A 22706-nucleotide genomic window follows, 5' to 3' on the forward strand; every position below is an offset into this window, starting at 1 on the left:
TCCGAACGCTTCGTCGGGATCGTCGTGTTGCGCTCGATGAGCTTGGTCATGATGCCGCCCTTGGTCTCGATACCGAGGGACAGCGGCGTCACGTCCAGAAGAAGGACGTCCTTGACCTCACCCCTGAGAACGCCGGCCTGGAGCGCGGCGCCGATGGCGACGACCTCGTCCGGGTTCACACCCCGGTGCGGGTCCTTGCCGGTGAGCTCCTTCACCAGGTCGGTGACCGCGGGCATCCGGGTCGAACCGCCGACCAGGATCACATGGTTGATGTCGGAGAGCTTGGTCCCCGCGTCCTTGATCGCATTGTGGAACGGCGTCTTGCAGCGGTCCAGCAGGTCCGCGGTCAGCTGCTGGAACTGGGCGCGCGTGAGCTTCTCGTCCAGGTGCAGCGGGCCTTCGGCGGACGCCGTGATGTAGGGCAGGTTGATCGTCGTCTCGGTCGACGACGACAGCTCGACCTTCGCCTTCTCCGCGGCCTCGCGCAGCCGCTGCGTGGCCATCTTGTCCTTCGTCAGGTCCACGCCGTACGCGTTCTTGAACTGCTTCACCAGATGGTCGACGACGCGCTGGTCCCAGTCGTCACCGCCCAGATGGGTGTCGCCGTTGGTGGCCTTCACCTCGACGACGCCGTCGCCGATCTCCAGCAGCGAGACGTCGAAGGTGCCGCCACCGAGGTCGAAGACCAGGATCGTCTGGTCGTTCTCCTTGTCCAGCCCGTACGCGAGCGCGGCGGCGGTCGGCTCGTTGACGATGCGCAGGACGTTCAGACCTGCGATCTTCCCGGCCTCCTTGGTCGCGGTGCGCTGGGAGTCGTTGAAGTACGCCGGGACGGTGATGACCGCGTCCGCCACGTCCTCGCCGAGGTACGACTCGGCGTCGCGCTTCAGCTTCTGCAGGACCCGTGCGGAGATCTCCTGCGCGGTGTAGCGCTTGCCGTCGATGTCGCCAGTGTCCGGGAAGCGCCAGTCGGCCTCGCCCATGTGTCGCTTGACCGACCGCGCGGTGCGCTCGACATTGGTCACGGCCTGCCGCTTCGCGACCTCACCGACCAGCACCTCGCCGTTCTTCGCGAAACCCACCACCGAAGGGGTGGTCCTGGCGCCCTCGGTGTTGGTGATGACCGTGGGCTCGCCCGCCTCCAGAACACTGACGACGGAGTTCGTCGTACCGAGGTCGATTCCTACTGCACGTGCCATGGCTCTCTCCTCAGCCCGCAGGTCCGCTCGGCAGCAGGTCGCAGTGCTCTCACCTGCTGATATGGATGTGACCTCCTCCACAAACTGGATAGAACGTACCGATGCCCCTGTCAAGATGCCCACATTCCGGGCATCTGCGAAAGTTTTGCGGTCCTGCAGTCCTGCGGTCCTGCAGTCCTGCAGTCCTGCGGTGCTGCGGCTCGGTGACCGGGGTCGTCAGCGGGCGACCGCGAGGACGGTCAGCTTGCGCCAGTCCAGCCGCGGCCGGGCGCGGGGCACCCCGGGCCGGTGACGGGGTACCCGTACGCGCAGTGCGCCCGGCTTGATGGTGCAGCGCACGGGGGTCGGCAGGGTGAGCGCCTCACCGTCCAGGCCCACGGGGATCTCCGGGGCGTCGGCGTCCACGACGACCTCGCGGGCCGTGAGCGCGGTGAGACCGGAGGATCGGTCCCCGCGCAGCAGTGTCGCGGCCTGTGCCGCGCTGCCCACCGTGATGCTGAGCATGCCGAGGGCGCCGGTGTCCAGCCGGTCCCTGCGCCCGAGCGCTGCCGGGTCGCCCATGCGGTACGGGTTGTTGCTCACCAGCACCGCCTGCGGGGCGTCGATCGTGACGTCCGATACGCGCACGGTCAGCCGCGGTCCCACCCGCTGCGTCAGCACGTCCGGGAACAGGTCGAGCGTGGTGCGCAGCTTGTCCGCGCGGTACGCGTCGCTCTGCACCACCTCCGCATACGCACCGAACGACGCGTTGTTGACGAACACCCGGTCACCGACGAAGCCGAGGTCGACGCGGAGTTCCACGCCGTCGGTCAGCGCTTCCAGGGACGCCGGGGGATCGTCCCTGTCGAGCCCGAGGTCCAGCGCGAAGTGGTTGCGGGTGCCCGCGGGCACCACCAGGAACGGGATGCCGTGCTCCGCGGCAACGCCGGCGACCAGTGCCTGGGTGCCGTCCCCGCCGGCCACCCCGAGCAGGTCCGCGCCCTCGGCGACGGCCTCCCGCGCGAGGGCCGCCACATCGGTCCGCCGGTCCGGATCCAGCAGTGCGACCTTCGCCCCGGCGCTCTCCGCCTTCTCCTTGAGCCCGAACCGCTCCACCTTTCCGTCGCCGGAGCGGGGATTCATGATCAGGAACGGCCGTACGGGGCGCGGCGTTCCGTACGCGGGTTGGGCCTTGTGCTCGCCGGCCGCGGCGAGCGCCGACCACCCGGCACCTGCCGCCAGCACCCCCAGCGCGAGACAGAGCGCCACCAGCCAGAGCAGCCTCGAGGCGATCGTCAGCCAGATCACCGCCACCGGGACCGCCACTGCCAGCGCGACGGCGCAGGCCCGCACCAGGCCCCGGCGTGTCAGCGCCCACCAAAGGGCCGCGGCCGTGACAGCCGTGCCCGCCAGTGCGATCGCCACCAGGCCGATGCCCCTGAGCCCCGCGACCAGGACGAGAAGGGCCACCGCGGTGACCGCTGCCGCGATCGCCAGTCGCGCGGACCAGCGTTGCGCCCTGGCCGCAGGAGTCTCCCGGTCACCGCCCACGTCCCTGACTCCCTCCGGTCGCGTCCTGCCCGTAGAGCCATTGCACCGCCGAGCGCCGGATGGTGCCTCCCCACGGGGCGGCCCGCCGGCCTGCCCTCCTGAGCGCAAATGGCGATCATCCGGAAGCGCTGCGACCATGATCCTGTCAGTGGACCGTACGGAGGTAGCGCCGAGAAAGGGGAGCTCCGCCGGACCGTCGGACACTGACGGCGACCGGACGCCAGGCGTCCGGCCTCCGATGGGATCCGACGCGATCCGAGAGGATCCGAAGGCAACGGCAGGAGGACGGCGATGGACAGCAGTGTCTACCTCGCGTACGACTATCCGGTTCTGGGCGCGTTCTGGACCGTCATGTGGATCTTTCTCTGGGTGATGTGGCTGGTGCTGCTCTTCCGGATCATCGTGGACATCTTCCGCGACCACGAAATGAACGGATGGGTCAAGGCTGCCTGGCTGCTCTTCGTGCTGATCATCCCCTTCCTCGGTGTGCTGGTCTATGTGATCGTGCGCGGCAAGGAGATGGGGAAGCGGGAGATCAAGCACGCCCAGGAACAGCAGGAAGCCTTCAACGCCTACGTCCGCCAGACCGCCAAGGGGGCGGCCCCGGGGGAGGAGTTGGCCAAGCTCTCCGAACTCAAGGCCAAGGGCGACCTGACCGAGGAGGAGTTCCAGCGGGCCAAGCAGAAGCTCCTCAGCTGATCCGGTCCCCACCGGGCCGAGTCGAGCCCGAGGTTGCGGCGAAGTGCGCGGCGCGCGACACCCCGAAGTGTGGAGTCCCGGAGTGCGGGGTCCCAGGGTGCGGGTGCCATAGGGTGCCGCCCTGTGAACAGACACATAGCCTTTGACCGGTTGCACAACTTCCGTGACCTGGGCGGATATCGCACCGAGGACGGCCGGCACCTCGTCCGGTGGGGACGGCTCTACCGCTCCGACTCGCTCGGCAAACTCGGCCCCGCCCAGGCGGAGTCCGACCGGGCCCGCTTCGAGGCCCTCGGCATCCGGACGGTCATCGACCTGCGTTACGCCTGGGAGATCGAGGGCAAGGGACGCGTCCCCGCTCTCCCGGGGCTCACCTATCACAACCTGAGCATCGAGCACCGTCCCTACGACCAGGCCGCGTTGGGGTCCGAGGTCGACCCCGGACCCTATCTGGCCGAGCGGTACATGGAGGTTGCCGAGGACGGCGTGAAGGAGATCCGCCAGGCCCTCGACGTCATCGCCGCGGACGGAGGCGGCCCCGGAGGTCCGGTGGTCTTCCACTGCGCGTCGGGCAAGGACCGCACCGGGCTCATCGCCGCGCTCGTGCTGTCCCTGGTCGGAGTCTGCGAGGACGACATCGTCGCCGACTTCGCCCTGACCGAGCTGGCCACCGACCGTCTCTGCGCCGACTGGCGGGCGGCCAACCCCGGCCGTGAGCCCGCCTGGCCCGGCTACGGACGCGCGCCCGGCGCCGTCATGCGGCTGTTCCTGGCCGCCCTCGCGGAGAAGTACGGCTCCGTACGCGCCTACGCCGCCGGGCAGCTCGGCATCGACGACGCTTTCGTCGCCACCCTGCGCGCACAGCTGCTCGTACCGGCCGGCGAACCGGAACTGACCTTCCGGCGCGCGGACGAGGGCGATGTCGAAGAGCGGCTGCGTGACGACGGGCACGGGATCGACCAGTCAACTTCTCGGCCGTAAACGACCGAGCGTGTTGGCTCTGTCGTCTACGCCTTGTCGCGCTCCCGACTGCCCCCTACGGCAGGGCGGTCACGGGTCGCATCTACCAGCAAAAAGGGGAGGTGTTCAGGTCCTTTGTGGTACGGGTCCGTTGACGAGAACCCACGCCGAGCGTGCACGGTTACGCACGTTGACCCCGGCGACGTGATCGGCCGGGCCAGCGAGCCCACACCGACGACAGGAGAAGGTGTCCCGGACGGGACGGTTGTTTCTTGCCGTGTGCCCGCATCTGGGGCACATCTGCGAGGTGTAGCGGGCGTCCACCGAGATCACCGGTACTCCGGCCCGCCGGGCCTTGTAGCGGATGTGCTCTTCGAGCTGGTGGAACGGCCAGGAGGAGAGCGCGGCCCGCTGGTCGCGGAAAGGCCGTACCCGGTCACGGATGCCACCCAGTTCTTCGAGAGCGACACCCCGTCCGGTGCGTTGTGCGACGGCCACGATCTCCTTGCTGATCCTGTGGTTGACATGAGTAGCGTGCCGGGCCTCGCGGCGTGCCCGGCGTTTGGCCCGCCGGGTGGCGGAGCGGGTCTGCTTCGCCTGCAACTCCGCTCGCTTGCGGGCGTGCCAGCGCCGGTACCGGCCAAGACGACGGCCCTGGTAGTTGCTCCCGTCGGACGTGGTGGCGAGGTTGGTAATCCCCCGGTCCACCCCCACCCAGTCCACCGGATCAGTATTGAGCGGCGCTCCGGGAACCTCGCAGGTGGCGACCAGGAACCACATACCGTCCCGGTACACGAGATCCGACTCGCCCCGCCGGTATTTCTCGAGCATCGCCAACTGGTCGGGGTGCCCGGTGTACCGGACGTTCCTGATCCGCCCGGCCACCGTCCAGATGCTGACCGTCCGTGCGTCGTGCTGCCAGGACAGGATCCGGTCGTCGTACGGCTGGGCCGCATCAGGACGGAAGACGACCGGCTTCGACTCCGCACGCCTGCGCCGCTTCGAGGTGGCCGGACCCAGGTTTCCCGCCCGGATGTTGGCGCGCAACGTGGCGTAGGCGTCCACGACCTTCTTCACCACCCGCACGGCCGGCTGGGCAGCCAGCCCGAACTCCGCCTTCAAGCGGGCGTAGACGAGCTTCTGCAGCTCGTTGCGGGTGGTGGTGCCCGTCTCGTACGCCAAAACCGATGCGGCATCGGCCGCCCGGTTGCACACGCGCAGGGTCGCCGCCAAAGCCGCCGCCACCTCCGGCGACGGCAGCAGCTTCACCTGCACCACGACCTTCACCCCATCAACCTAACCGCCACCACTGACAACAGCCGAAAGCACAGGTCACGACAGACACGGAGGGAACTCCGCCGCTTCGCGGCTCCGCTCCAAGGGCCCATTCCTCCCCGGCCTGAGGGCCGGGGCCTCCTGGGAGAAATCAGGTGAAGCCGGGCCGGCCGTCGTCGGCGAGGTCGCCGCCAAGGACGGCGGGACCGGCGACCCGTACGCCGTCACGCTCTTCGAGAAGCCGTCCCCGAAGCTGTCACCGTCCGGCGGCGGGGAGCCGGAGGCGCTTCAATGAGCCTGCGGACGGCCCACGCGCAGCGCCTCCAGCATCCGTGACAGGGCTGCCGTCGTGTCGGCCAGGTCTCCGGCGTTCCCGGAGGCCGCCAGCCACAGGGCCGCCTCGTTCATCGCGCCCGAGAGCAGGTGTGTGAGCGGGACGACGGGCTGCCGCTCGACGGTGCCCGCCTCGATCAGTGCGGTGAGCGCCTCTTCCAGATGGCGGGCCGAGTTCGCCTCGTCCAGGGCCCGCCATTCGTTCCAGCCCAGGACCGCCGGCCCGTCGACGAGCATGATCCGCTGGATCTCCGGGTCGGTTCCCGCGGTGAGAAACGCCTGGCAGCCCGCGGTCAGTTGGTCCCACGGGTCGGCCTCGGCCTCGGCGGTCGCCGCGACCCGCTCCGCCACTTCCTGCTGCACCTGCTCCAGCACCGCCCGGAACAGCTCAGCCTTGCCCGCGAAGTGGTGGTAGAGCGCGCCCTTGGTGACCCCGGCGGCGCTCACGATCTCCGCGAGGCCCACCGCCCCGTAGCCCTCGGCCGCGAACAGGCGCCTGCCTTCGCGCAGAAGCGCCTGCCTGGTCTGCTCCCGCTGCTGCGCCCTGGTGCTCTGCGGCATCGTGCGTCGCCCCTTCCATTGACATACCGATGGTACGCGAAATAGCCTCCATTCACATACCGCCGGTATGTGAATGGAGGAGATGCCATGCTGACCAGCTTCTATCCGGTGATCTGCACCTCTCGGCTCCAGGAGTCCCGCGACTTCTACACCGGGCTGATGGGGTTCGAGACCACGTTCGAGGCCGACTGGTACGTCAGCCTGAAACGCCCGGGGACGCTGCCGTACGAGCTCGCGCTGCTCGACGCCACGCATCCGACCCTTCCCGAGGCGTACCGCACCCCGGTGCGGGGTCTGCTGCTCAACTTCGAGGTGGTGGACGTGGACGCCGAGTGGGAGCGCCTCGTCGTCCTCGCCGGGCTGAAGCCCGAGCTGGATCTGCGCAGTGAGGACTTCGGCCAGCGGCACTTCATCGTCGCCGACCCCAACGGCGTCCTCATCGACGTCATCACGCCGATCGCGCCCGCCGAGGCGTTCGCCGGGCAGTACGCGGACGCGTAGTCGCCCCACGGCGCCCGCACCCGAACGGGTGAGGACGACGCGCGCGCCGACCGCCGTCGGGCTGCAATGAACGGGTGACCGCGATGCGCGTGCCCGCGACGACTCCCGACGACTGTCTCGCGCGCAACGACTGGATCTGCGGCGAGTACCTGTCCACCCGCCGCGCGATCCTCTGGGACGCGGTCGTCCAGCACCTCCAGCTGACCCTGGCCGCCGTCGCTCTGGCCGTGCTGCTGGCCGTGCCCCTCGCCGTCGCGGCACGCCGCTGGCGCCTGGCGGCAGGACCCGTCCTCGCGGTGACGACGATTCTCTACACGATCCCGTCGCTCGCGATGTTCTCGCTGCTCCTCCCGGTGTACGGACTGTCCGCGTCGCTCGTCGTCACCGGACTCGTCCTGTACTCCCTGACACTGCTCGTACGGAACATCCTCGCCGGCCTGCGCGCCGTGCCCGAGGAGACCCGGCAGGCCGCACGCGGCATGGGGTACGGGCCTGTCCGCATGCTGCTCACCGTCGAGATGCCCCTCGCCCTGCCGGCGGCCATGGCAGGGCTGCGGATCGCCATGGTCTCCGCCGTCTCGCTCGTCACGATCGGCGCGATCGTCGGCTTCGGCGGCCTCGGCAACCTCATCTACTCGGGGATGAACACCTACTTCAAGGCGCAGGTGCTCACCGCCTCCGTGCTCTGCGTGATCATCGCCGTCGTCGCCGATGTCGCGCTCCTCGGCGTGCAGCGGCTGCTCACTCCCTGGACGCGGCAGGGGAAGCGGAGCGGGCGGGCCGCCGCGTGAACACGCTGGCGCAGACCTGGGACTGGCTCACCAGCTCCGCCAACTGGTCGGGCGACAACGGCGTCTGGCACCGGCTCGGCCAGCACCTCTATCTCACCGGCGTCTGCCTGGTCATCAGCTGCGCGGTCGCGCTGCCCGTCGCCCTCGTCCTCGGCCACCTCGGCAAGGGCGGCGCGCTCGCCGTGAACATCTCCAACGTCGGCCGTGCCGTGCCCACCTTCGCCGTCCTGGTCCTGCTCCTGCTCAGCCCCATCGGCACCTGGGGTGACTGGCCGACGATCATCGCGCTGGTGCTGTTCGCCGTGCCGCCGCTGCTGACCAATGCCTACGTCGGGATGCGCGGCGTCGACAGGGACGTCGTACGGGCTGCGCGCGGCATGGGCATGACCGGCACTCAGATGCTGTTCGGCGTCGAGCTCCCGCTCGCGATGCCGCTGATCCTCACCGGCGTACGGATCGCCGCCGTCCAGCTCGTCGCCACGGCCACGATCGCCGCACTCGCGGGCGGCGGCGGGCTCGGCCGGATCATCACGGCGGGCTTCAGCCTCGCCTCGACCCCGCAGGTCGTCGCGGGCGCCGTCCTCGTGGCCGCCTTCGCGCTGATCGTCGAGTCCGTCTTCGAGCTCGTCGAGCGGCTGGCACCGGCCTGGGGGAGGGGAGCCGCATGAGGAGGCGTCTCGGCCACCGCGCGCGGTTCGCGCTCACGCCGGTCGTCGCCGCCCTGATCGCCCTGGCCGGCTGCACCACAGGTCCGTCCCTGGAGCACCGGGCGGAGGTGACCGGATCGCCCGGCGACAGCAGGCATCTGACCATCGGCTCCGCCGGATTCACCGAGAGCGATCTGCTCGCCCAGATGTACTCTCTCCTCCTCGAACACGCCGGCTACCGGACCAGGATCATCTCGGTCACCAACCGCGAGATCTACGAACCCGCCCTGGAGAGCGGCCAGATCGACGTCGTACCGGAGTACGCGGCGACGTTCGCGGACTGGCTCAACGCCAAGGTCAACGGCCCCAGGGCGCCGACCGTCGGCTCGCCCGACCTCGGCACCACCATGACCGCCCTGCGCTCCCTCGCCGCCCCGCGCGGCCTCACCGTCCTCGACCCGGGCCGGGCCGTCGACCAGAACGCGTTCGCCGTCAGCAAGGCCTTCGCCGAACGGCACCACCTCAGGACCCTCAGCGACCTGGGACGCTCCAAACAGCCCGTGCGCCTCGCCGCGGGCGACGAGTGCGTCCAGCGGCCGTACTGCGCCCCCGGGCTGAAGAAGACGTACGGCATCGACATCACCGGGATCGACCCCAGGGGGGTCGGCACCACCCAGGCCAAACAGGCGGTCCAGTCGGGACGGGACCAGATGGTCCTCACCACGACGACGGACGCGACACTCGACGACTTCGGCCTCGTCCTGCTCGCCGATGACAAGCACCTGCAGAACGCCGACTACGTCGTCCCCGTCGTCAACCGCCGGCGGGCGGGCAGCGCGAGCGTGACCAAGGAGCTGGACAAGCTGAACTCCGTCCTGACCACGGTCGACCTCGCCCTGCTCAACGAACAGGTGGACAGCTGGCGCAGGCTGCCCGAGGACGTCGCCCGGCAGTATCTGGAGTCCAAGGGGCTGCTGCCGCGTTGAGCGGCTCCTCGTACGCCGGGACGAGCGGGCGCGGATTCCGGTCGGCCACGAGCCGGAATCCGCGCTTTCCCCGGCTGCGGCGTCACGCGTCCGGCTCCGGTCTCACGCGTCCGGCACCGAGTCGAACTCCACCTCGTCCCGCGCCACGCCCCGCACGTCCGCGTCCACCGAACGGCGCAGCGCCTCGTGCAGTTTCGCGGGGGTCAGCACGCCGGCCAAGCGGGCCCCGTCCACCACGGCGACCCACCCCGCGTCGTGCTGGAGCATCTCGCTGAACGCCTGCTTCAGAGGCGCCCCGAGCGGCACCCAGGCCTCCATCCGGCGAGCCAGATCGCCGACCGTGCCGTGTTCACCGGCGATCGACAGGGCGTCCGCCGAGACCCAGCCGTGCAGATCGCCCCCGGCGCCGAGCACCACCGCCCAGCGCGCGTCGTCGGCCCGCAGCCGGGCGGCCGCCGCCGCGGCCGGCTCGTCCAGACGGGCGACGGGCGGCTCCTCCAGGTCGTCGGCCTCGATCCGCGTGACCGAGAGCCGCTTCAGCCCGCGGTCCGAGCCGACGAACTGCGCGACGTAGCCGGTCGAGGGAGCGCCCAGCACGGCCCCCGGGGTGTCGAACTGCTCGATTCGGCCCTGCCCGTACACGGCGATGCGGTCGCCCATCCGCACCGCCTCCTCGATGTCGTGGGTGACCAGCAGCACCGTCTTGCGGACCGTCGCCTGGAGGCCCAGGAACTCGTTCTGCAACCGCTCCCGCACCACCGGGTCGACCGCGCCGAACGGCTCGTCCATCAGCAGCACCGGAGGGTCGGCCGCCAGCGCACGGGCCACGCCGACCCGCTGGCGCTGGCCGCCCGAGAGCTGGGCCGGATAGCGCGGGCCGTACGTCTTCGGGTCGAGCCCCACCAGATCGAGGAGCTCCGCGGCCCGGGCACGGGCCTTCGCCTTCTTCCAGCCGATGAGGGAGGGGACCGTCGCGGTGTTGTCGAGGACCGTCCGGTGCGGGAAGAGGCCCACCTGCTGGATGACGTACCCGATCCGGCGGCGCAGCTTGACCGGGTCGATGCGGGAGATGTCCTCGCCGTCGACCAGGATGCGCCCGGACGTCGGTTCGATCAGCCGGTTCACCATCATCATCGTGGTCGTCTTGCCGCAGCCGGACGGGCCCACGAGAGTGACCAGTTCGCCTTCGGCAACCTCGAAGGACAGGCCGTCCACGGCGGTCGTGCCATCCGGGTAGACCTTGCTGACCTCCTCGAACCGGATCATGCGTCCACGCTAGGCCGGGCGGGCGCGGGACGCACCCGCCCGGCTCGGGGCGGAGCCGCCGCGAAAGGGCGGGGGAGGGCCGGGAGCGGCGCGCCCACACCCGCGTGCCCACGCTGGCGCGGTCACACCCCTGAACACCGGCTCTTGTCATGACCCTTGCGAGAGTTCGCGCGGGGCTGCTATCCACTTGGTTAGGAAAGTTTCCTTCCAATCCGGTTTCCTTCCCATCCCCCATCCCCCATCCCCCCATCCCCCCACATCGTGGAGTCCTCCATGAGACCGGCACGCTCCCTGTCACGCCCTCTCGCCGGCGCCGCAACCGCCGTCGCCGCTCTGCTCATCGGCCTCACCACGGCACCCGCGGCCCCCGCCGCCCCCGCCGAAGCGCTCGCCCCTGCCGCCGCCGTCACTCACGAAGCCGAGAACGCGGTCGTCTCCCAGGGCGCCGTGGAGTCCAATCACGCCGGATTCACCGGCACCGGATTCGTCAACTACGCCAATGCCGCCGGGTCCTCCGTCGAGTGGACCGTCGACGCCGCCCAAGCGGGCAGCGCCACCCTCACCCTCCGCTATGCCAACGGCACGGTCACCAACCGCCCCATGGACATCACTGTCAACGGAGCGGTCGTCGCCGACGAAAAGGCCTTCGGCGGCACCGGAGCCTGGACCTCATGGGCCACCGCGAGTCTCACCGCCCAGCTCAAGGCGGGCACCAACACCATCCGGGCCACCGCCACCACCGCGAACGGCGGCCCCAACGTCGACCATCTCGCCGTCGACACCGCACCCCCCTCCGGCGGAAGGACCCCCGTCGAGACCAACGGACAGCTCACGGTCTGCGGCACCAAGCTGTGCAACCAGTACGGCAGGCCCGTCCAGCTGCGCGGCATGTCCACCCACGGCCTGCAGTGGTACAGCCAGTGCGTGACGTCCGGGTCGCTGAACGCCCTGGCCACCGACTGGAACGCGGACGTCCTGCGCATCTCCATGTACATCCAGGAGGGCGGCTACGAGACCGACCCGCGCGGGTTCACCGATCGGGTCCACTCGATCATCGACCAGGCCACCGCGCGTGGCATGTACGCGATCGTCGACTGGCACATGCTCGACCCCGGCGACCCGCACCACAACCTGAGCCGCGCCAAGACGTTCTTCACCGAGATCGCCCAGCGCCACAGCGGGAAGAACAACCTGCTCTACGAGATCGCCAACGAACCCAGCGGCGTGAGCTGGTCGACCATCAGGAGTTACGCCGAACAGCTCATCCCGGTCATCCGCCAGCAGGACCCGGACACGCCGGTCCTGGTCGGCACCCGCGCCTGGTCCTCGCTGGGTGTGTCCGAGGGCGCGGACGAGACCGAGGTCGTCGCCAACCCGGTGAACGCCACCAATATCATGTATACCTTCCACTTCTACGCCTACTCGCACCGGGACGAGTACCTGAACACCCTCTCCCGGGCCGCCGACAAGCTGCCCGTGTTCGTCACCGAGTTCGGCACCCAGAACTACGCCGGTGAGGGCAGCAACGACTTCGCCATGTCCCAGCGCTACATCGACCTGATGGCGGCGAAGAAGATCAGCTGGGTCAACTGGAACTACTCCGACGACAACCGCACCGGCGCCGTCTTCCAGGCCGGCACCTGCAACAACAACGGCCCCTGGACCGGAACGGGCCCGCTGAAGCCCGCGGGCGTCTGGGTACGCGACCGGATCAGGACCGCGGACGACTTCCCGACCGGCTGATCCGCCTCGGCGCGACCCCCCGCCCGCCCATGTGATGCACTGGGCGGGCGGGGGCGTACCACCAGGGACACAGAGCAGGAGCAGCATTGACCAGCTACCGGCAGCCGGGCCTCGTCCTCACGGACCGCCACTTCACGGTCCCGCTCGACCACGCCGACCCGGCAGGGGAACAGATCCGGCTGTACGGCCGCGAGGTCGTGTCGAGCGCGCGGGCCGGGGCCGAGCTGCCGTGGCTGGTCTACCTCGAGGGCGGTCCCGGCTTCGGCGCACGGCGCTTCCCCGGCAAGCAGGCCTGGCTCGGTCGCGCCGTCCAGGAATTCCGGGTGCTGCTGCTCGACCAGCGCGGCACCGGGCTGTCCACCCCCGCCAACCGGCAGACACTGCCACTGCGCGGCGGCCCGAAGGAGCAGGCGGACTATCTCGCGCACTTCCGCGCCGACAGCATCGTCCGGGACTGCGAGGCCGTCCGGCGCCAGCTCACCGGTGGGGCCCGGTGGACGGTGCTCGGCCAGAGCTTCGGCGGCTTCTGCGCCACGCACTATCTGTCGACCGCCCCGGAGGGTCTGCGGACCGTCCTCATCACCGGCGGTCTGCCCTCGCTCGACGCCCGTGCCGAGGACGTGTACCGCGCCGCGTACCCGCGCATCCAGCGCAAGGTCGAGGCCCACTACGCCCGCTACCCGCAGGACGTCGAGCGGGCCCGCCACATCGCCGGTCATCTCGCCGAGCACCGGCCCGTGCTCCCCGGTGGATACGTGCTCACGCCCGAGGCGTTCCAGTCGCTGGGCATCCAGCTCGGCACCGGGGACGGCAGCCACCAGCTGCACTATCTGCTGGAGAACGCCTTCGTGGCAGGAGTGGGCGGGGACGAACTCTCCGACACCTTCCAGGAGGGCGTGCTCGCGGCCCTCTCCTACGCCGCGCATCCGCTCTATGCCGTCCTGCACGAGGCGATCTACGCGCAGGGCGAGGCGCCCACGGCCTGGGCGGCCGAGCGCGTCCGCGCCGAGTTCCCGCAGTTCGACGCGGCGAGGTCGCCGGCCGGCGACGGACCGCTGCTCTTCACCGGCGAGTCCGTCCACCCCTGGCACTTCGAGACGGACCCCGCCCTGCGGCCCCTGCGCGAAACCGCCGAACTGCTCGCCGCCCGCACCGACTGGCCGCCGCTCTACGACACGGAGCGGCTCGCCGCCAACGAGGTCCCGGTCGCCGCGGCGATCTACCACGACGACATGTACGTCGACACGGCCCACTCGCTCGCAACCGCCCGGGCCATCCGGGGACTGCGCACCTGGGTCACCGACGAGTACGAACACGACGGCGTCCGGGCCTCCGGCGCCCGGGTGCTGGACCGGCTGCTCGCCCTCGTACGCGACGAGGTGTAGCCCCCGCCCTTACGGATACGCTTCCGGTCATGACCGAACCTCAGCTCCAACCGATGCCGGACGACTGGGAGCGCGCCCTCGCCGTGGTCGCCCATCCCGACGACCTCGAGTACGGCTGCGCCGCCGCCGTCGCGGGCTGGACGGACGGCGGCAAGGAGGTCGCCTATCTGCTCGCGAGCCGCGGCGAGGCCGGGATCGACAGGCTCGAGCCGGCCGTCTGCGGACCGCTGCGCGAGCGGGAGGAGCGGGCGAGCGCGGCCGTCGTCGGGGTGTCCACGGTCGAGTTCCTCGGTCACCGGGACGGCGTCATCGAGTACGGCACCGCGCTGCGCCGGGACATCGCCGCGGCGATCCGAAGGCACCGGCCCGAACTGGTCGTCACCCTCAACCACCGGGACACGTGGGGCCCAGCCGTCGGCGGGGCCTGGAACACTCCGGACCACCGAGCCGTCGGCCGCGCCACGCTGGACGCGGTCGCCGACGCGGGCAACCGGTGGATCTTTCCCGAACTCGGCACCGAGCAGGGCCTGGAGCCGTGGAGCGGCGTGCGCTGGGTGGCGATCGCGGGCTCCGCCACGCCCACGCACGCCGTGGACGCCACCGAGGGACTGGAGCGTTCCGTCCGGTCCCTCATGGAGCACCGCAGCTACATCGAGGCACTCACCGACAAGGCCCCCGAGGACTACTGCCGGGACTTCCTGTTCGGCACCGCCCGGGCCGCGGCTCCGCGTTTCGGCGGGCGGCCCGCCGTGACCTTCGAGCTCTTCAGCTTCCAGCAGTTCTGACGTACCGTCAGGCCATGCGCGGGGGCGGGCGATGATCGACACACTGGACCGGGAGATCGCCGAGGGCGAGGAGCGGATACGGCTCGACGTCGAGGCGGACCACGGCATCGGCGTCCTCACCCTCTGCCGGCCGGACAAGCTCAACGGCTGGAGCTGGGAGTCCAGCCGCCAGCTCGGCCTGATGGCCGACCGGATCCGCTTCGACGAACGCATCAGGGCGGTCCTGCTGCGCGCCGAGGGCCGCGCCTTCTGTGCGGGGATCGATGTCACCGCTCCGGGCGGCGCGATCACCGGCCGTTCGGCGGCGGAGCGCACCCAGGGCTACTACGAGGGCATCCGGTGGGTCCACGAACGCTTCGCCGCCTTCGCCCGGCTGCCCCAGCCGGTGGTCGCCGCCGTCCAGGGCTACTGCCTGGGCTTCGGCTTCGAGCTGGCCCTGATGGCCGACATCCGGATCGCCGCCGACGACGCCGTCCTCGCCCTGCCCGAGGCGCAGATCGGCGTTGCCGTCGACGCGGGCGGCGATCTGCGCCTCGCGCGCGACGCGGGTGCGGGCTGGGCCAAGTACCTGGCGCTGACCGGACGGCGCGTCGACGCACCGACCGCGCACCGCATCGGCATCCTCCAACTGGTCACCGCCCCGGATGAGTTGGAGACGGAGGCGCGGGCCGCGGCTGCCGCGATCGCGGCGAACGCCCCGCTCGCCGTCCGCGCCGTCAAGCGGAACATCGACGCGTACGCCGACGCGGGGCTCGCGGCGGCCCTCGACCGTACGGCCCTGAGCGCGGCCCTGACGCTCACGTCCGAGGACGCCCGCGAGGGGTACGCGGCCAAGGCCGCCCGCCGCCCACCCGACTTCGACGGCTGCTGACGGCTGCCGACGGCGCCGGGACAACGGGACCGGCAGAGGGCCTCACCCCTCGAACGGCCCCCGGCCGAGCTGCTCGCGCACCGTCAGGACCGGACCGTTGACCAGGGCGCGCCGCTGCCAGTTCGCCCCGTCGACCACCAGCGTGTGCCCGGTGATGAACCGCGCGTACGGGGAGGCGAGGAAGGTCGCCGCCCAGCCCAGTTCGCGGGGCAGGCCCACCCGCAGCGCGGGCTGCCGTACGGCCTTGTCGTGCGCGCGGTCCAGGCCGGCTCGGATGTCCGCCGTCATGTCCTCGTGCGGAACGAGCCCCGGCACCAGCCCGTTGACCTGGATCCCGTACGGCCCCCACTCCACGGCGAGGGTCTCGACGAGGCTCTTGACCCCGGCCTTGGCCGCCGCCGAGTGCGCGAAGCCGGGACCGCCCGTCCACGCGTACGAGGCCCCGACATTGATCACCGAGCCCGCGGCCCGAGCGGCCAGGCGTCGCCGGGCGAACTCCCGCGTCATGAACCAGGTGCCGGTGAGCGTGATGTCGACGACCGCCCGCCAGGCGTTCGGGGACAACTCCTCTGCCGGGGCGGGGAAGTTCGCGGCCGCGTTGTTCACCAGCACGTCCGGCAGCCCGCAGGCCGCCTCCGCCCTGTCGAAGGCCGCGGCGACCTGCTCCGGTTCGCGGATGTCGCCGACGGCCACCGCCACCCGCCCGCCGAAGCCGCTCAGCTCCTTGCGCGCCGTCTCCAGACGCTCCGCGTTCCGCGACACGATCACCAGATCGGCGCCGAGCCGCGCGAACTCCTCCGCGATCGCCCTGCCGAGCCCCGACCCGCCCCCGGTCACCAGCACCACACGGCCCGCGTACGTGCCCGGCGGCAGTGCGCTCGCCCCGAGCGGGGGAGGGGCGGGCAGTCCGGGCGGCGGGTCGTCGTATCCACTCTCGTCCGTCATGCCGCATCGATACCGGCTGCCGGCCGAAACCTCCATGCCCGTGCGCGAGACGGCAGCGCCCGTCTTTCCGTACGCCTGCGCTGCGCCGAGATCCGGCGCACGCACCGCGCCGGCGGTGCCACCGATCTGGATGTGCCGCCGACCCGGCACCGGCACGGCGCCCTGTGGTGAGCGTGCGCCGGGCCGGTCGCGGAGCGGCGTGTTTGACAAGTCGTGTTGCTGTTTCTGCAATGGACTCCATGACGCACAACGACGACGCCTCCCTCGATGCCGTGCTGAGCGAGGTGGGCCCACGGCTGCGCCGTATCCGGCGCGAGCGCGGGGCCACCCTCAGCGCACTCTCCGAGGCCACCGGGATCTCCGTGAGCACCCTCTCCCGCCTGGAGTCCGGTGGCCGAAAGCCCAGCCTCGAGCTGCTGCTGCCCATCGCCCGCGCCCACCGGGTCCCGCTGGACGAACTGGTCGGTGCCCCACCCGTGGGCGACCCCCGGGTCCGGTCGAAGCCGATCGTCCGGTACGGGCGGACCATGTTTCCGCTGACCCGCAGGCCGGGTGGACTCCAGGCGTACAAGGTGGTGCAGGAGGCCGGGCGACACGTGCCCGAACCGCGTACGCACGAGGGCTACGAGTGGGTGTACGTGCTCTCCGGGCGGCTGCGCCTGATCCTCGGCGAGCACGATGTGGTGCTGGGCGCTGGCGAGGCGGCGGAGTTCGACACCCGGGTGCCGCACTGGTTCGGGTCCACGGAGGACGGGCCGGTGGAGTTCCTGAGCCTGTTCGGGCCGCAGGGGGAGCGGATGCATGTACGGGCGCGGCCGAAGAGCGACTGAGAAGCTGTTCCCACGGGAGCAAGCGACCGCTTAGTATGCGGATCGAACACTGGAGCAGTGGTACGTCCGACAACCGCGGAGGCCCCGAAATGCAGGCATGGCGAGTGCACCGGAACGGCGAGCCGAGCGAGGTGATGCGCCTTGAGGAGACCGACCGCCCGGAGCCGGGCGAGGGACAGCTCCGGCTGAAGGTGCGCGCCGCGAACATCAACTTCCCGGACGCGCTGCTCTGCCGCGGCCAGTACCAGGTGACGCCGCCGCTGCCGTTCACCCCCGGTGTCGAGGTCTGCGGCGAAACCGAGGACGGCCGGCGGGTCATCGCCACGGCGGTCCTGCCGCACGGGGGCCTCGCCGAGTACGTCGTCGTGCCCGCCGCCGCCGTGCTCCCCGCGCCGGAGGCGCTGGACGACGCGGAGGCCGCGGCCCTGCACATCGGCTACCAGACCGGCTGGTTCGGGCTGCACCGCCGGGCACACCTCCAGGAGGGCGAGACCCTGCTCGTGCACGCCGCGGCGGGCGGTGTCGGCAGCGCGGCCGTACAGCTCGGCAAGGCGGCGGGCGCCAGGGTCATCGGCGTCGTCGGCGGGCCCGACAAGGCGGCCGTCGCCCGCGAACTGGGCTGCGACCTCGTCATCGACCGGCGCAGCGACGACATCGTCGCCGCAGTCAAGGAAGCCACCGGCGGGCGCGGAGCCGACGTGATCTACGACCCGGTCGGCGGCGACGCCTACGCCAAGTCCGCCAAGTGCGTGGCGTTCGAGGGCCGCATCCTGATCGTCGGATTCGCGAGCGGCACCATTCCCAGCCCGGCACTGAACCACGCCCTCGTCAAGAACTACTCGATCGTCGGGCTGCACTGGGGCCTCTACAACCACAAGGACCCGCGGTCCGTCCTGCGCTGCCACGAGACCCTGACCGAATACGCCGCCAAGGGCCTGATCAAGCCCCTCATCAGCGAGCGGGTCGCCTTCGCGGACGCCGCCGACGCGGTGCAGCGCGTCGCCGACGGCACCACGACCGGCCGCCTCGTCGTCGTCCCGGAAGGAGCCGCCTCATGACCGATGCCGCCGAACTGCGCGAGCGCACCCGCACGTTGCTCGCCGAGCATCCGCCCGCCACCACCGACCGCACCGACTTCCTCAAGGCCCGCTTCGACGCCGGACTCGCCTGGGTGCACTACCCCGTCGGGCTCGGCGGACTGGACGCGTCCCGCTCTCTCCAGGCCGTCGTCGACGCCGAACTCGACGCCGCCGGCGCTCCCGGCAACGATCCCCGCCGGATCGGCATCGGCCTCGGCATGGCGGCGCCGACGATCCTTGCCTACGGCACCGACGAGCAGAAGCGGCGCTTCCTGCGACCCCTCTGGGTCGGCGAGGAGGTGTGGTGCCAGCTGTTCAGCGAGCCCGGCGCCGGCTCCGACCTGGCCGCGCTCGGCACCCGTGCCGTCCGGGACGGGGACGACGGCGACTGGACCGTGGACGGCCAGAAGGTGTGGACGTCGAGCGCGCACCTCGCCCGCTGGGCCATCCTCATCGCCCGCACCGACCCGGACGCGCCCAAGCACCGCGGCATCACGTACTTCATCTGCGACATGACCGACCCCGGAGTCGAGGTCAGGCCGCTGCGCCAGATCACCGGCGAGGCCGAGTTCAACGAGGTCTTCCTCACCGGCGTCCGCATCCCCGACGCCCGCCGCCTCGGCCCCGTCGGGGACGGCTGGAAGGTCGCCCGGACCACCCTCATGAACGAGCGCGTCTCGATCGGCGGCATGCGCATCCCACGTGAGGGCGGAATGATCGGCCCCGTCGCGCGCACCTGGCGCGAGCGCCCCGAACTGCGCACCCACGACCTCCACCAGCGTCTGCTCACGCTGTGGGTGGAGGCAGAGGTCGCCCGGCTCACCGGCGAACGGCTGCGCCAGCAGCTCGTCGCGGGCCAGCCGGGACCCGAGGGCTCCGGGATGAAGCTCGCGTTCGCCCGCCTCAACCAGGAGATCAGCGGGCTGGAGGTGGAACTCCGCGGCGAGGAAGGGCTGCTGTACGACGACTGGACCATGCGCCGCCCCGAACTGGTCGACTTCACGGGCCGTGACGCCGGCTACCGCTATCTGCGCTCCAAGGGCAACTCCATCGAGGGCGGCACGAGCGAAGTGCTGCTCAACATCGTCGCCGAGCGCGTGCTCGGCCTGCCGCCCGAGCCGCGCAACGACAAGGACGTCGCCTGGAAGGACCTGACGCGATGAGCACCCAGCCGGACCTGCTGTACTCCGAGACCGAGGACGATCTGCGCGCCGCCGTGCGCTCACTCCTCACCGACCGGTCGCAGGCGTCCGGCGTGCTGGCGCGCGCCGAGACGGGCGAGCCGTACGACGCCGGGCTGTGGACCTCGCTCGCCGCCGACATGGGCACGGCGGGCCTGCTCGTGCCCGAGAAGCTCGGCGGCCAGGGCGCCACGCACCGGGAGGCCGCGGTCGTGCTGGAGGAGCTGGGGCGGACGGTGACCCCGGCGCCGTACCTCAGCAGCTCCGTCATCGCCACCGAGACCCTCCTCGCCCTCGACAGCGAGGCCGACGAGGTCGCCGGCCTGCTCAAGCGCCTGGCCGGTGGCCGTACGGTGGCGGTCCTCGCTCTCCCGCTCTCCACCGCCCCGGGCGCGGGCCTGTCCGAAGGAGAGACCGTGACCGGCGTCGCGGACGCGGTGACCGCCGACGTCCTGCTGGTGCCGAGGCCCGACGGGCTGTACGCGGTGGAGCGCGCCGACGCCACGGTCGTACCGCAGACCGCGCTCGACCTGACGCGCCCGCTCGCGTCCGTCACCGTCGGGGACGCGGGCGGAACGCGGCTCGCGGACGCCGAGACGGCCGCCGCCGCCGTACGCCGAGGTCTTCTCGCCGGCGCCGGTCTGCTCGCGTCCGAGCAGCTCGGCGTCGCGGAGTGGTGCCTCGAGGAGACCGTCCGGTACACGCGCGAGCGCCACCAGTTCAACCGGCCCGTCGGCTCCTTCCAGGCACTCAAGCACCGGATGGCGCAGCTCTGGCTGGAGGTCGTGAACGCACGCGCTGCCGCCCGCAACGCCGCGGACGCACTCGCCACCGGAAGCGCCGAGGCCCCGCTCGCCGTGTCGGTCGCGCAGGCCTACTGCTCCCGGGTCGCCGTCCACGCCGCGGAGGAGTGCGTCCAGTTGCACGCCGGCATCGGCATGACCTGGGAACACCCCGCGCACCTCTACCTCAAGCGCGCCAAGGCGGACGAGATCGCCCTCGGCACGCCCGGCCGGCACAGGGAGGCGCTGGCGGAACTGGTGTCGCTGCCCTCTCCCCGGTGAACCGGATCCGTTAGCAGGGCGCTGCCGACCCGCCGTGGCCGCCGCGGCAGCCGCCGGAGACCCCGGCCGGCTCCGCGGCGGCCTGCCCGTTCCCCCCAAGGACGGTCCCTGGTTCCTCAGCCCTGCGTCTCGCTGATGTTGACCAACCAGGGGATGCCGAACCGGTCCGTGCACATGCCGAACACGTCGCCCCACATCTGCTTCTCCAGCGGGACCGAGACGCCTGCGCCGGCGCCGGCGGACAGCTTGTCCCAGTAGCCGCGGAGCTCCGCGGCGTCGTCGCCGCTGAGGCTCACCGCGAAGTTGTTGCCCGGGGTGTGCTCCATCCCCGGTGGCGTGTCGGCGCCCATCAGCGTGAAGCCGCTGGGGGTCTCCAGCATCCCGTGCATGATCTTGTCGGCGCCGGGCGTGTCCTTCTGGCCGAATTCGCCGAAGGTGTTGAGTGCCAGGGTGCCGCCGAAGACCTCCTTGTAGAACTCCATCGCCTGGCGGGCGTCGCCGCCGAAGCTGAGATACGGGTTGAGTCGCGAGGCCATGAAATCCTCCCGGATCAGGGCAAACCATCAGGTCCGCGCAGACTAGCGCGAGGACGACCCCGGCGGGCGGCGACCTGCGCGGGTCGCCCCGACCGGCCGGTGGCGGCAGCCCCGCCACCTCCTCCGCCACGCAGCCGGACAACCGGCGGTGACCGTCCGCCGGCGAGGCCGGCCGGGTCCCGGTGCCGCACTGCTTGAGCGCCGGATGGCCGATGGCCGAACTCTTCGCTGCACCCTGCCCGTTGGACGTGATCTGCACGGATACTCGCGGTGTTGCCCACCTCCCGCACCGCCCGTACCCCTCCCACGTCCCGCAGAGCCCGGAGGCACCATGGACCGCACCACCCGTCGCGCAGCCGTCACCACGATCGCCGCCGCATTCGCCGGAGCCGCCCTTGCGCCCGCCGCCCAGGCCCTGGCGGCCGAACCCGCCCACAGGACCCGCCCGTTGCGCCGCGCGCACGCGCACAACGACTACCTGCACACGCGGCCCCTCCACGACGCGCTGGCAAACGGCTTCACCAGCCTCGAGGCCGACATCTTCCTCGTCGACGGGGAGCTCCTCGTCGCCCACGAGCCCGCCCAGCTCGACCCCACCCGCACCCTCCGCTCCCTCTACCTGGACCCGCTGCTCGCCCGGGTGAGGGCCAACCACGGCTCGGTGTACCGCGGTTACCGGCGTCCCGTGCAGCTGCTCGTGGACATCAAGAACGACGGGGTGAACACCTACCGCGAACTCGACCGCCAACTCCGCGCATACCGCCGGATCCTGAGCACCTACGCCCACGGCCGGGTGCACCGCGGCGCCGTCACTCCCGTCATCTCAGGGGACCGGGCCGCCCGCGCCCCCATGGAGGCCCAGCGCATACGCCACGCCTTCTACGACGGCCGCCTCGACGACCTCGCGGCCCCGGCGCCCGCGCCCGCCTCCTTCATCCCGCTGATCTCCAGCAACTGGACGCAGAGCTTCACCTGGCAGGGCAACGGCCCGTTCCCCGCCGTCGAGCGCGAGCGGCTGCGGTCCATCGTCTCCACCGCCCACGACCGCGGACAGCGCGTCCGCTTCTGGGCCACCCCCGACGCACCGGGCCCGGCGCGCGACGCCGTCTGGTCCGAACTGCTGAACGCCCGTGTCGACCACATCAACACCGACGACCTCTCCGGCCTGGAGCAGTTTCTCCGCGCCCACGGCGCGTAACCGCCCCGGTCAACGCCCGCGTCAACAATCACCCGATCAGCGGACACGCCAGTCGGCCATCCGGCGCCTCCACTCCGCCACACTGGCGGCCGAATGCCGCAATTCCGACGCGGCGTCGAAGGAGGTTGGGGGATGGCCGTGTCCGTCTCAGTCGTACTGCTGCTGCTCGTACTCGCGGTGATCTATCTACGCAACGGAGGCCTGAAGATCTCGCACGCACTGGTCTGCGCCCTGCTCGGGTTCCTCCTGGCAGGCACGAGCATGGCGCCCACCATCCAGAACGGGGTGTCCGCCACTGCGGACGTGGTCAGCAGGCTGAAACCCTGAGAACCGGCACCGTC

23 protein-coding genes are annotated in these 22706 nt (G+C 71.2%); 16 read left to right on the plus strand and 7 right to left on the minus strand.

All coding sequences use genetic code 11. From position 1 onward, the window contains the following. Together dnaK and ABT078_RS38975 are read right to left on the minus strand one after the other, a co-directional pair. The coding region (gene dnaK, locus ABT078_RS38970) for a molecular chaperone DnaK (protein ID WP_351236560.1) at window positions 1–1199 on the minus strand (1199 nt) is incomplete at its 3' end. A 216-nt stretch (window positions 1200–1415) separates the two neighbouring features. After that, window positions 1416–2729: a diacylglycerol/lipid kinase family protein gene (locus ABT078_RS38975; RefSeq protein WP_351236562.1), complete on the minus strand. Its 1314-nt coding sequence runs from the start codon at window positions 2727–2729 to the stop codon at window positions 1416–1418. Window positions 2730–3020: 291 nt separating this feature from the next. On the opposite strand from ABT078_RS38975, the gene ABT078_RS38980 reads away from it, so the two are divergent. Both ABT078_RS38980 and ABT078_RS38985 read left to right on the plus strand, forming a co-directional pair. Beyond that, window positions 3021–3428 (plus strand): SHOCT domain-containing protein, encoded by a 408-nt coding sequence (locus tag ABT078_RS38980; protein WP_351236564.1) that lies wholly within the window; start codon window positions 3021–3023, stop codon window positions 3426–3428. 123 nt (window positions 3429–3551) lie between these two features. After that, window positions 3552–4409 (plus strand): tyrosine-protein phosphatase, encoded by an 858-nt coding sequence (locus tag ABT078_RS38985; protein WP_351236566.1) that lies wholly within the window; start codon window positions 3552–3554, stop codon window positions 4407–4409. A 105-nt stretch (window positions 4410–4514) separates the two neighbouring features. Here ABT078_RS38985 and ABT078_RS38990 read toward each other — a convergent pair whose 3' ends face one another. Both ABT078_RS38990 and ABT078_RS38995 read right to left on the minus strand, forming a co-directional pair. Next, window positions 4515–5675: an RNA-guided endonuclease InsQ/TnpB family protein gene (locus ABT078_RS38990; RefSeq protein WP_351236568.1), complete on the minus strand. Its 1161-nt coding sequence runs from the start codon at window positions 5673–5675 to the stop codon at window positions 4515–4517. Between the two features lie 276 nt (window positions 5676–5951). Next, complete coding sequence (locus tag ABT078_RS38995) at window positions 5952–6557, minus strand: TetR/AcrR family transcriptional regulator (RefSeq protein WP_351236570.1); 606 nt, start codon at window positions 6555–6557, stop codon at window positions 5952–5954. 87 nt (window positions 6558–6644) lie between these two features. Between ABT078_RS38995 and ABT078_RS39000 the strand changes: the two genes are divergently transcribed. The 4 genes from ABT078_RS39000 (at window position 6645) to ABT078_RS39015 (ending at window position 9482) form a co-directional block, all read left to right on the plus strand. Continuing rightward, window positions 6645–7058: a VOC family protein gene (locus tag ABT078_RS39000; protein ID WP_351236573.1), complete on the plus strand. Its 414-nt coding sequence runs from the start codon at window positions 6645–6647 to the stop codon at window positions 7056–7058. A gap of 83 nt (window positions 7059–7141) precedes the next feature. Beyond that, window positions 7142–7849, plus strand: coding sequence for an ABC transporter permease (locus ABT078_RS39005; protein WP_351236616.1), 708 nt, complete (start codon window positions 7142–7144; stop codon window positions 7847–7849). Then, a complete protein-coding gene (locus ABT078_RS39010; RefSeq protein WP_351236575.1) occupies window positions 7846–8517 on the plus strand; it encodes an ABC transporter permease in 672 nt (223 codons plus the stop codon). The genes ABT078_RS39005 and ABT078_RS39010 overlap by 4 nt, the downstream gene beginning before the upstream one ends. Continuing rightward, window positions 8514–9482 (plus strand): ABC transporter substrate-binding protein, encoded by a 969-nt coding sequence (locus tag ABT078_RS39015; RefSeq protein ID WP_351236577.1) that lies wholly within the window; start codon window positions 8514–8516, stop codon window positions 9480–9482. Before ABT078_RS39010 ends, ABT078_RS39015 begins: the two co-directional genes overlap by 4 nt. A gap of 102 nt (window positions 9483–9584) precedes the next feature. Here the strand turns inward: ABT078_RS39015 and ABT078_RS39020 are convergent, their stop codons facing one another. Then, window positions 9585–10748: an ABC transporter ATP-binding protein gene (locus tag ABT078_RS39020; protein ID WP_351236579.1), complete on the minus strand. Its 1164-nt coding sequence runs from the start codon at window positions 10746–10748 to the stop codon at window positions 9585–9587. Window positions 10749–11021: 273 nt separating this feature from the next. On the opposite strand from ABT078_RS39020, the gene ABT078_RS39025 reads away from it, so the two are divergent. The 4 genes from ABT078_RS39025 (at window position 11022) to ABT078_RS39040 (ending at window position 15532) form a co-directional block, all read left to right on the plus strand. After that, entirely contained in the window at window positions 11022–12491 is a 1470-nt protein-coding gene (locus ABT078_RS39025) for a cellulase family glycosylhydrolase (protein ID WP_351236581.1), read from the plus strand. An 86-nt stretch (window positions 12492–12577) separates the two neighbouring features. Continuing rightward, on the plus strand, window positions 12578–13876 hold the full coding sequence (locus tag ABT078_RS39030; RefSeq protein ID WP_351236583.1) for an alpha/beta fold hydrolase: 1299 nt from the start codon (window positions 12578–12580) through the stop codon (window positions 13874–13876). A gap of 29 nt (window positions 13877–13905) precedes the next feature. Beyond that, window positions 13906–14661 carry a PIG-L deacetylase family protein gene (locus tag ABT078_RS39035; protein ID WP_351236585.1) on the plus strand — a complete coding sequence of 252 codons (756 nt, stop codon included), beginning with the start codon at window positions 13906–13908 and terminating at the stop codon, window positions 14659–14661. A 31-nt stretch (window positions 14662–14692) separates the two neighbouring features. Then, window positions 14693–15532, plus strand: a complete 840-nt coding sequence (locus tag ABT078_RS39040; protein WP_351236587.1) for an enoyl-CoA hydratase/isomerase family protein — start codon at window positions 14693–14695, stop codon at window positions 15530–15532. A 42-nt stretch (window positions 15533–15574) separates the two neighbouring features. On the opposite strand, the gene ABT078_RS39045 is transcribed toward ABT078_RS39040, so the two are convergent. Continuing rightward, on the minus strand, window positions 15575–16477 hold the full coding sequence (locus tag ABT078_RS39045; protein WP_351236589.1) for an SDR family oxidoreductase: 903 nt from the start codon (window positions 16475–16477) through the stop codon (window positions 15575–15577). Window positions 16478–16716: 239 nt separating this feature from the next. Here ABT078_RS39045 and ABT078_RS39050 point away from each other — a divergent pair, with 239 nt between their 5' ends. From ABT078_RS39050 to ABT078_RS39065, 4 genes are all read left to right on the plus strand, one after another. Then, complete coding sequence (locus ABT078_RS39050; protein WP_351236591.1) at window positions 16717–17307, plus strand: helix-turn-helix domain-containing protein; 591 nt, start codon at window positions 16717–16719, stop codon at window positions 17305–17307. Window positions 17308–17396: 89 nt separating this feature from the next. Beyond that, complete coding sequence (locus ABT078_RS39055) at window positions 17397–18365, plus strand: NADPH:quinone oxidoreductase family protein (RefSeq protein WP_351236593.1); 969 nt, start codon at window positions 17397–17399, stop codon at window positions 18363–18365. Then, a complete protein-coding gene (locus ABT078_RS39060) occupies window positions 18362–19549 on the plus strand; it encodes an acyl-CoA dehydrogenase family protein (RefSeq protein WP_351236595.1) in 1188 nt (395 codons plus the stop codon). The genes ABT078_RS39055 and ABT078_RS39060 overlap by 4 nt, the downstream gene beginning before the upstream one ends. Further along, window positions 19546–20631: an acyl-CoA dehydrogenase family protein gene (locus ABT078_RS39065; RefSeq protein ID WP_351236597.1), complete on the plus strand. Its 1086-nt coding sequence runs from the start codon at window positions 19546–19548 to the stop codon at window positions 20629–20631. Before ABT078_RS39060 ends, ABT078_RS39065 begins: the two co-directional genes overlap by 4 nt. A 116-nt stretch (window positions 20632–20747) precedes the next feature. On the opposite strand, the gene ABT078_RS39070 is transcribed toward ABT078_RS39065, so the two are convergent. After that, window positions 20748–21167 carry a VOC family protein gene (locus ABT078_RS39070; RefSeq protein WP_351236599.1) on the minus strand — a complete coding sequence of 140 codons (420 nt, stop codon included), beginning with the start codon at window positions 21165–21167 and terminating at the stop codon, window positions 20748–20750. A 331-nt stretch (window positions 21168–21498) separates the two neighbouring features. On the opposite strand from ABT078_RS39070, the gene ABT078_RS39075 reads away from it, so the two are divergent. Both ABT078_RS39075 and ABT078_RS39080 read left to right on the plus strand, forming a co-directional pair. Continuing rightward, window positions 21499–22365 carry a phosphatidylinositol-specific phospholipase C/glycerophosphodiester phosphodiesterase family protein gene (locus ABT078_RS39075; protein WP_351236601.1) on the plus strand — a complete coding sequence of 289 codons (867 nt, stop codon included), beginning with the start codon at window positions 21499–21501 and terminating at the stop codon, window positions 22363–22365. A gap of 132 nt (window positions 22366–22497) precedes the next feature. Further along, complete coding sequence (locus ABT078_RS39080; protein WP_351236603.1) at window positions 22498–22692, plus strand: hypothetical protein; 195 nt, start codon at window positions 22498–22500, stop codon at window positions 22690–22692. Window positions 22693–22706: the final 14 nt, after the last annotated feature.

This window comes from Streptomyces sp. NPDC002133 (genome assembly GCF_040296405.1).
Classification (GTDB): Bacteria; Actinomycetota; Actinomycetes; order Streptomycetales; family Streptomycetaceae; genus Streptomyces.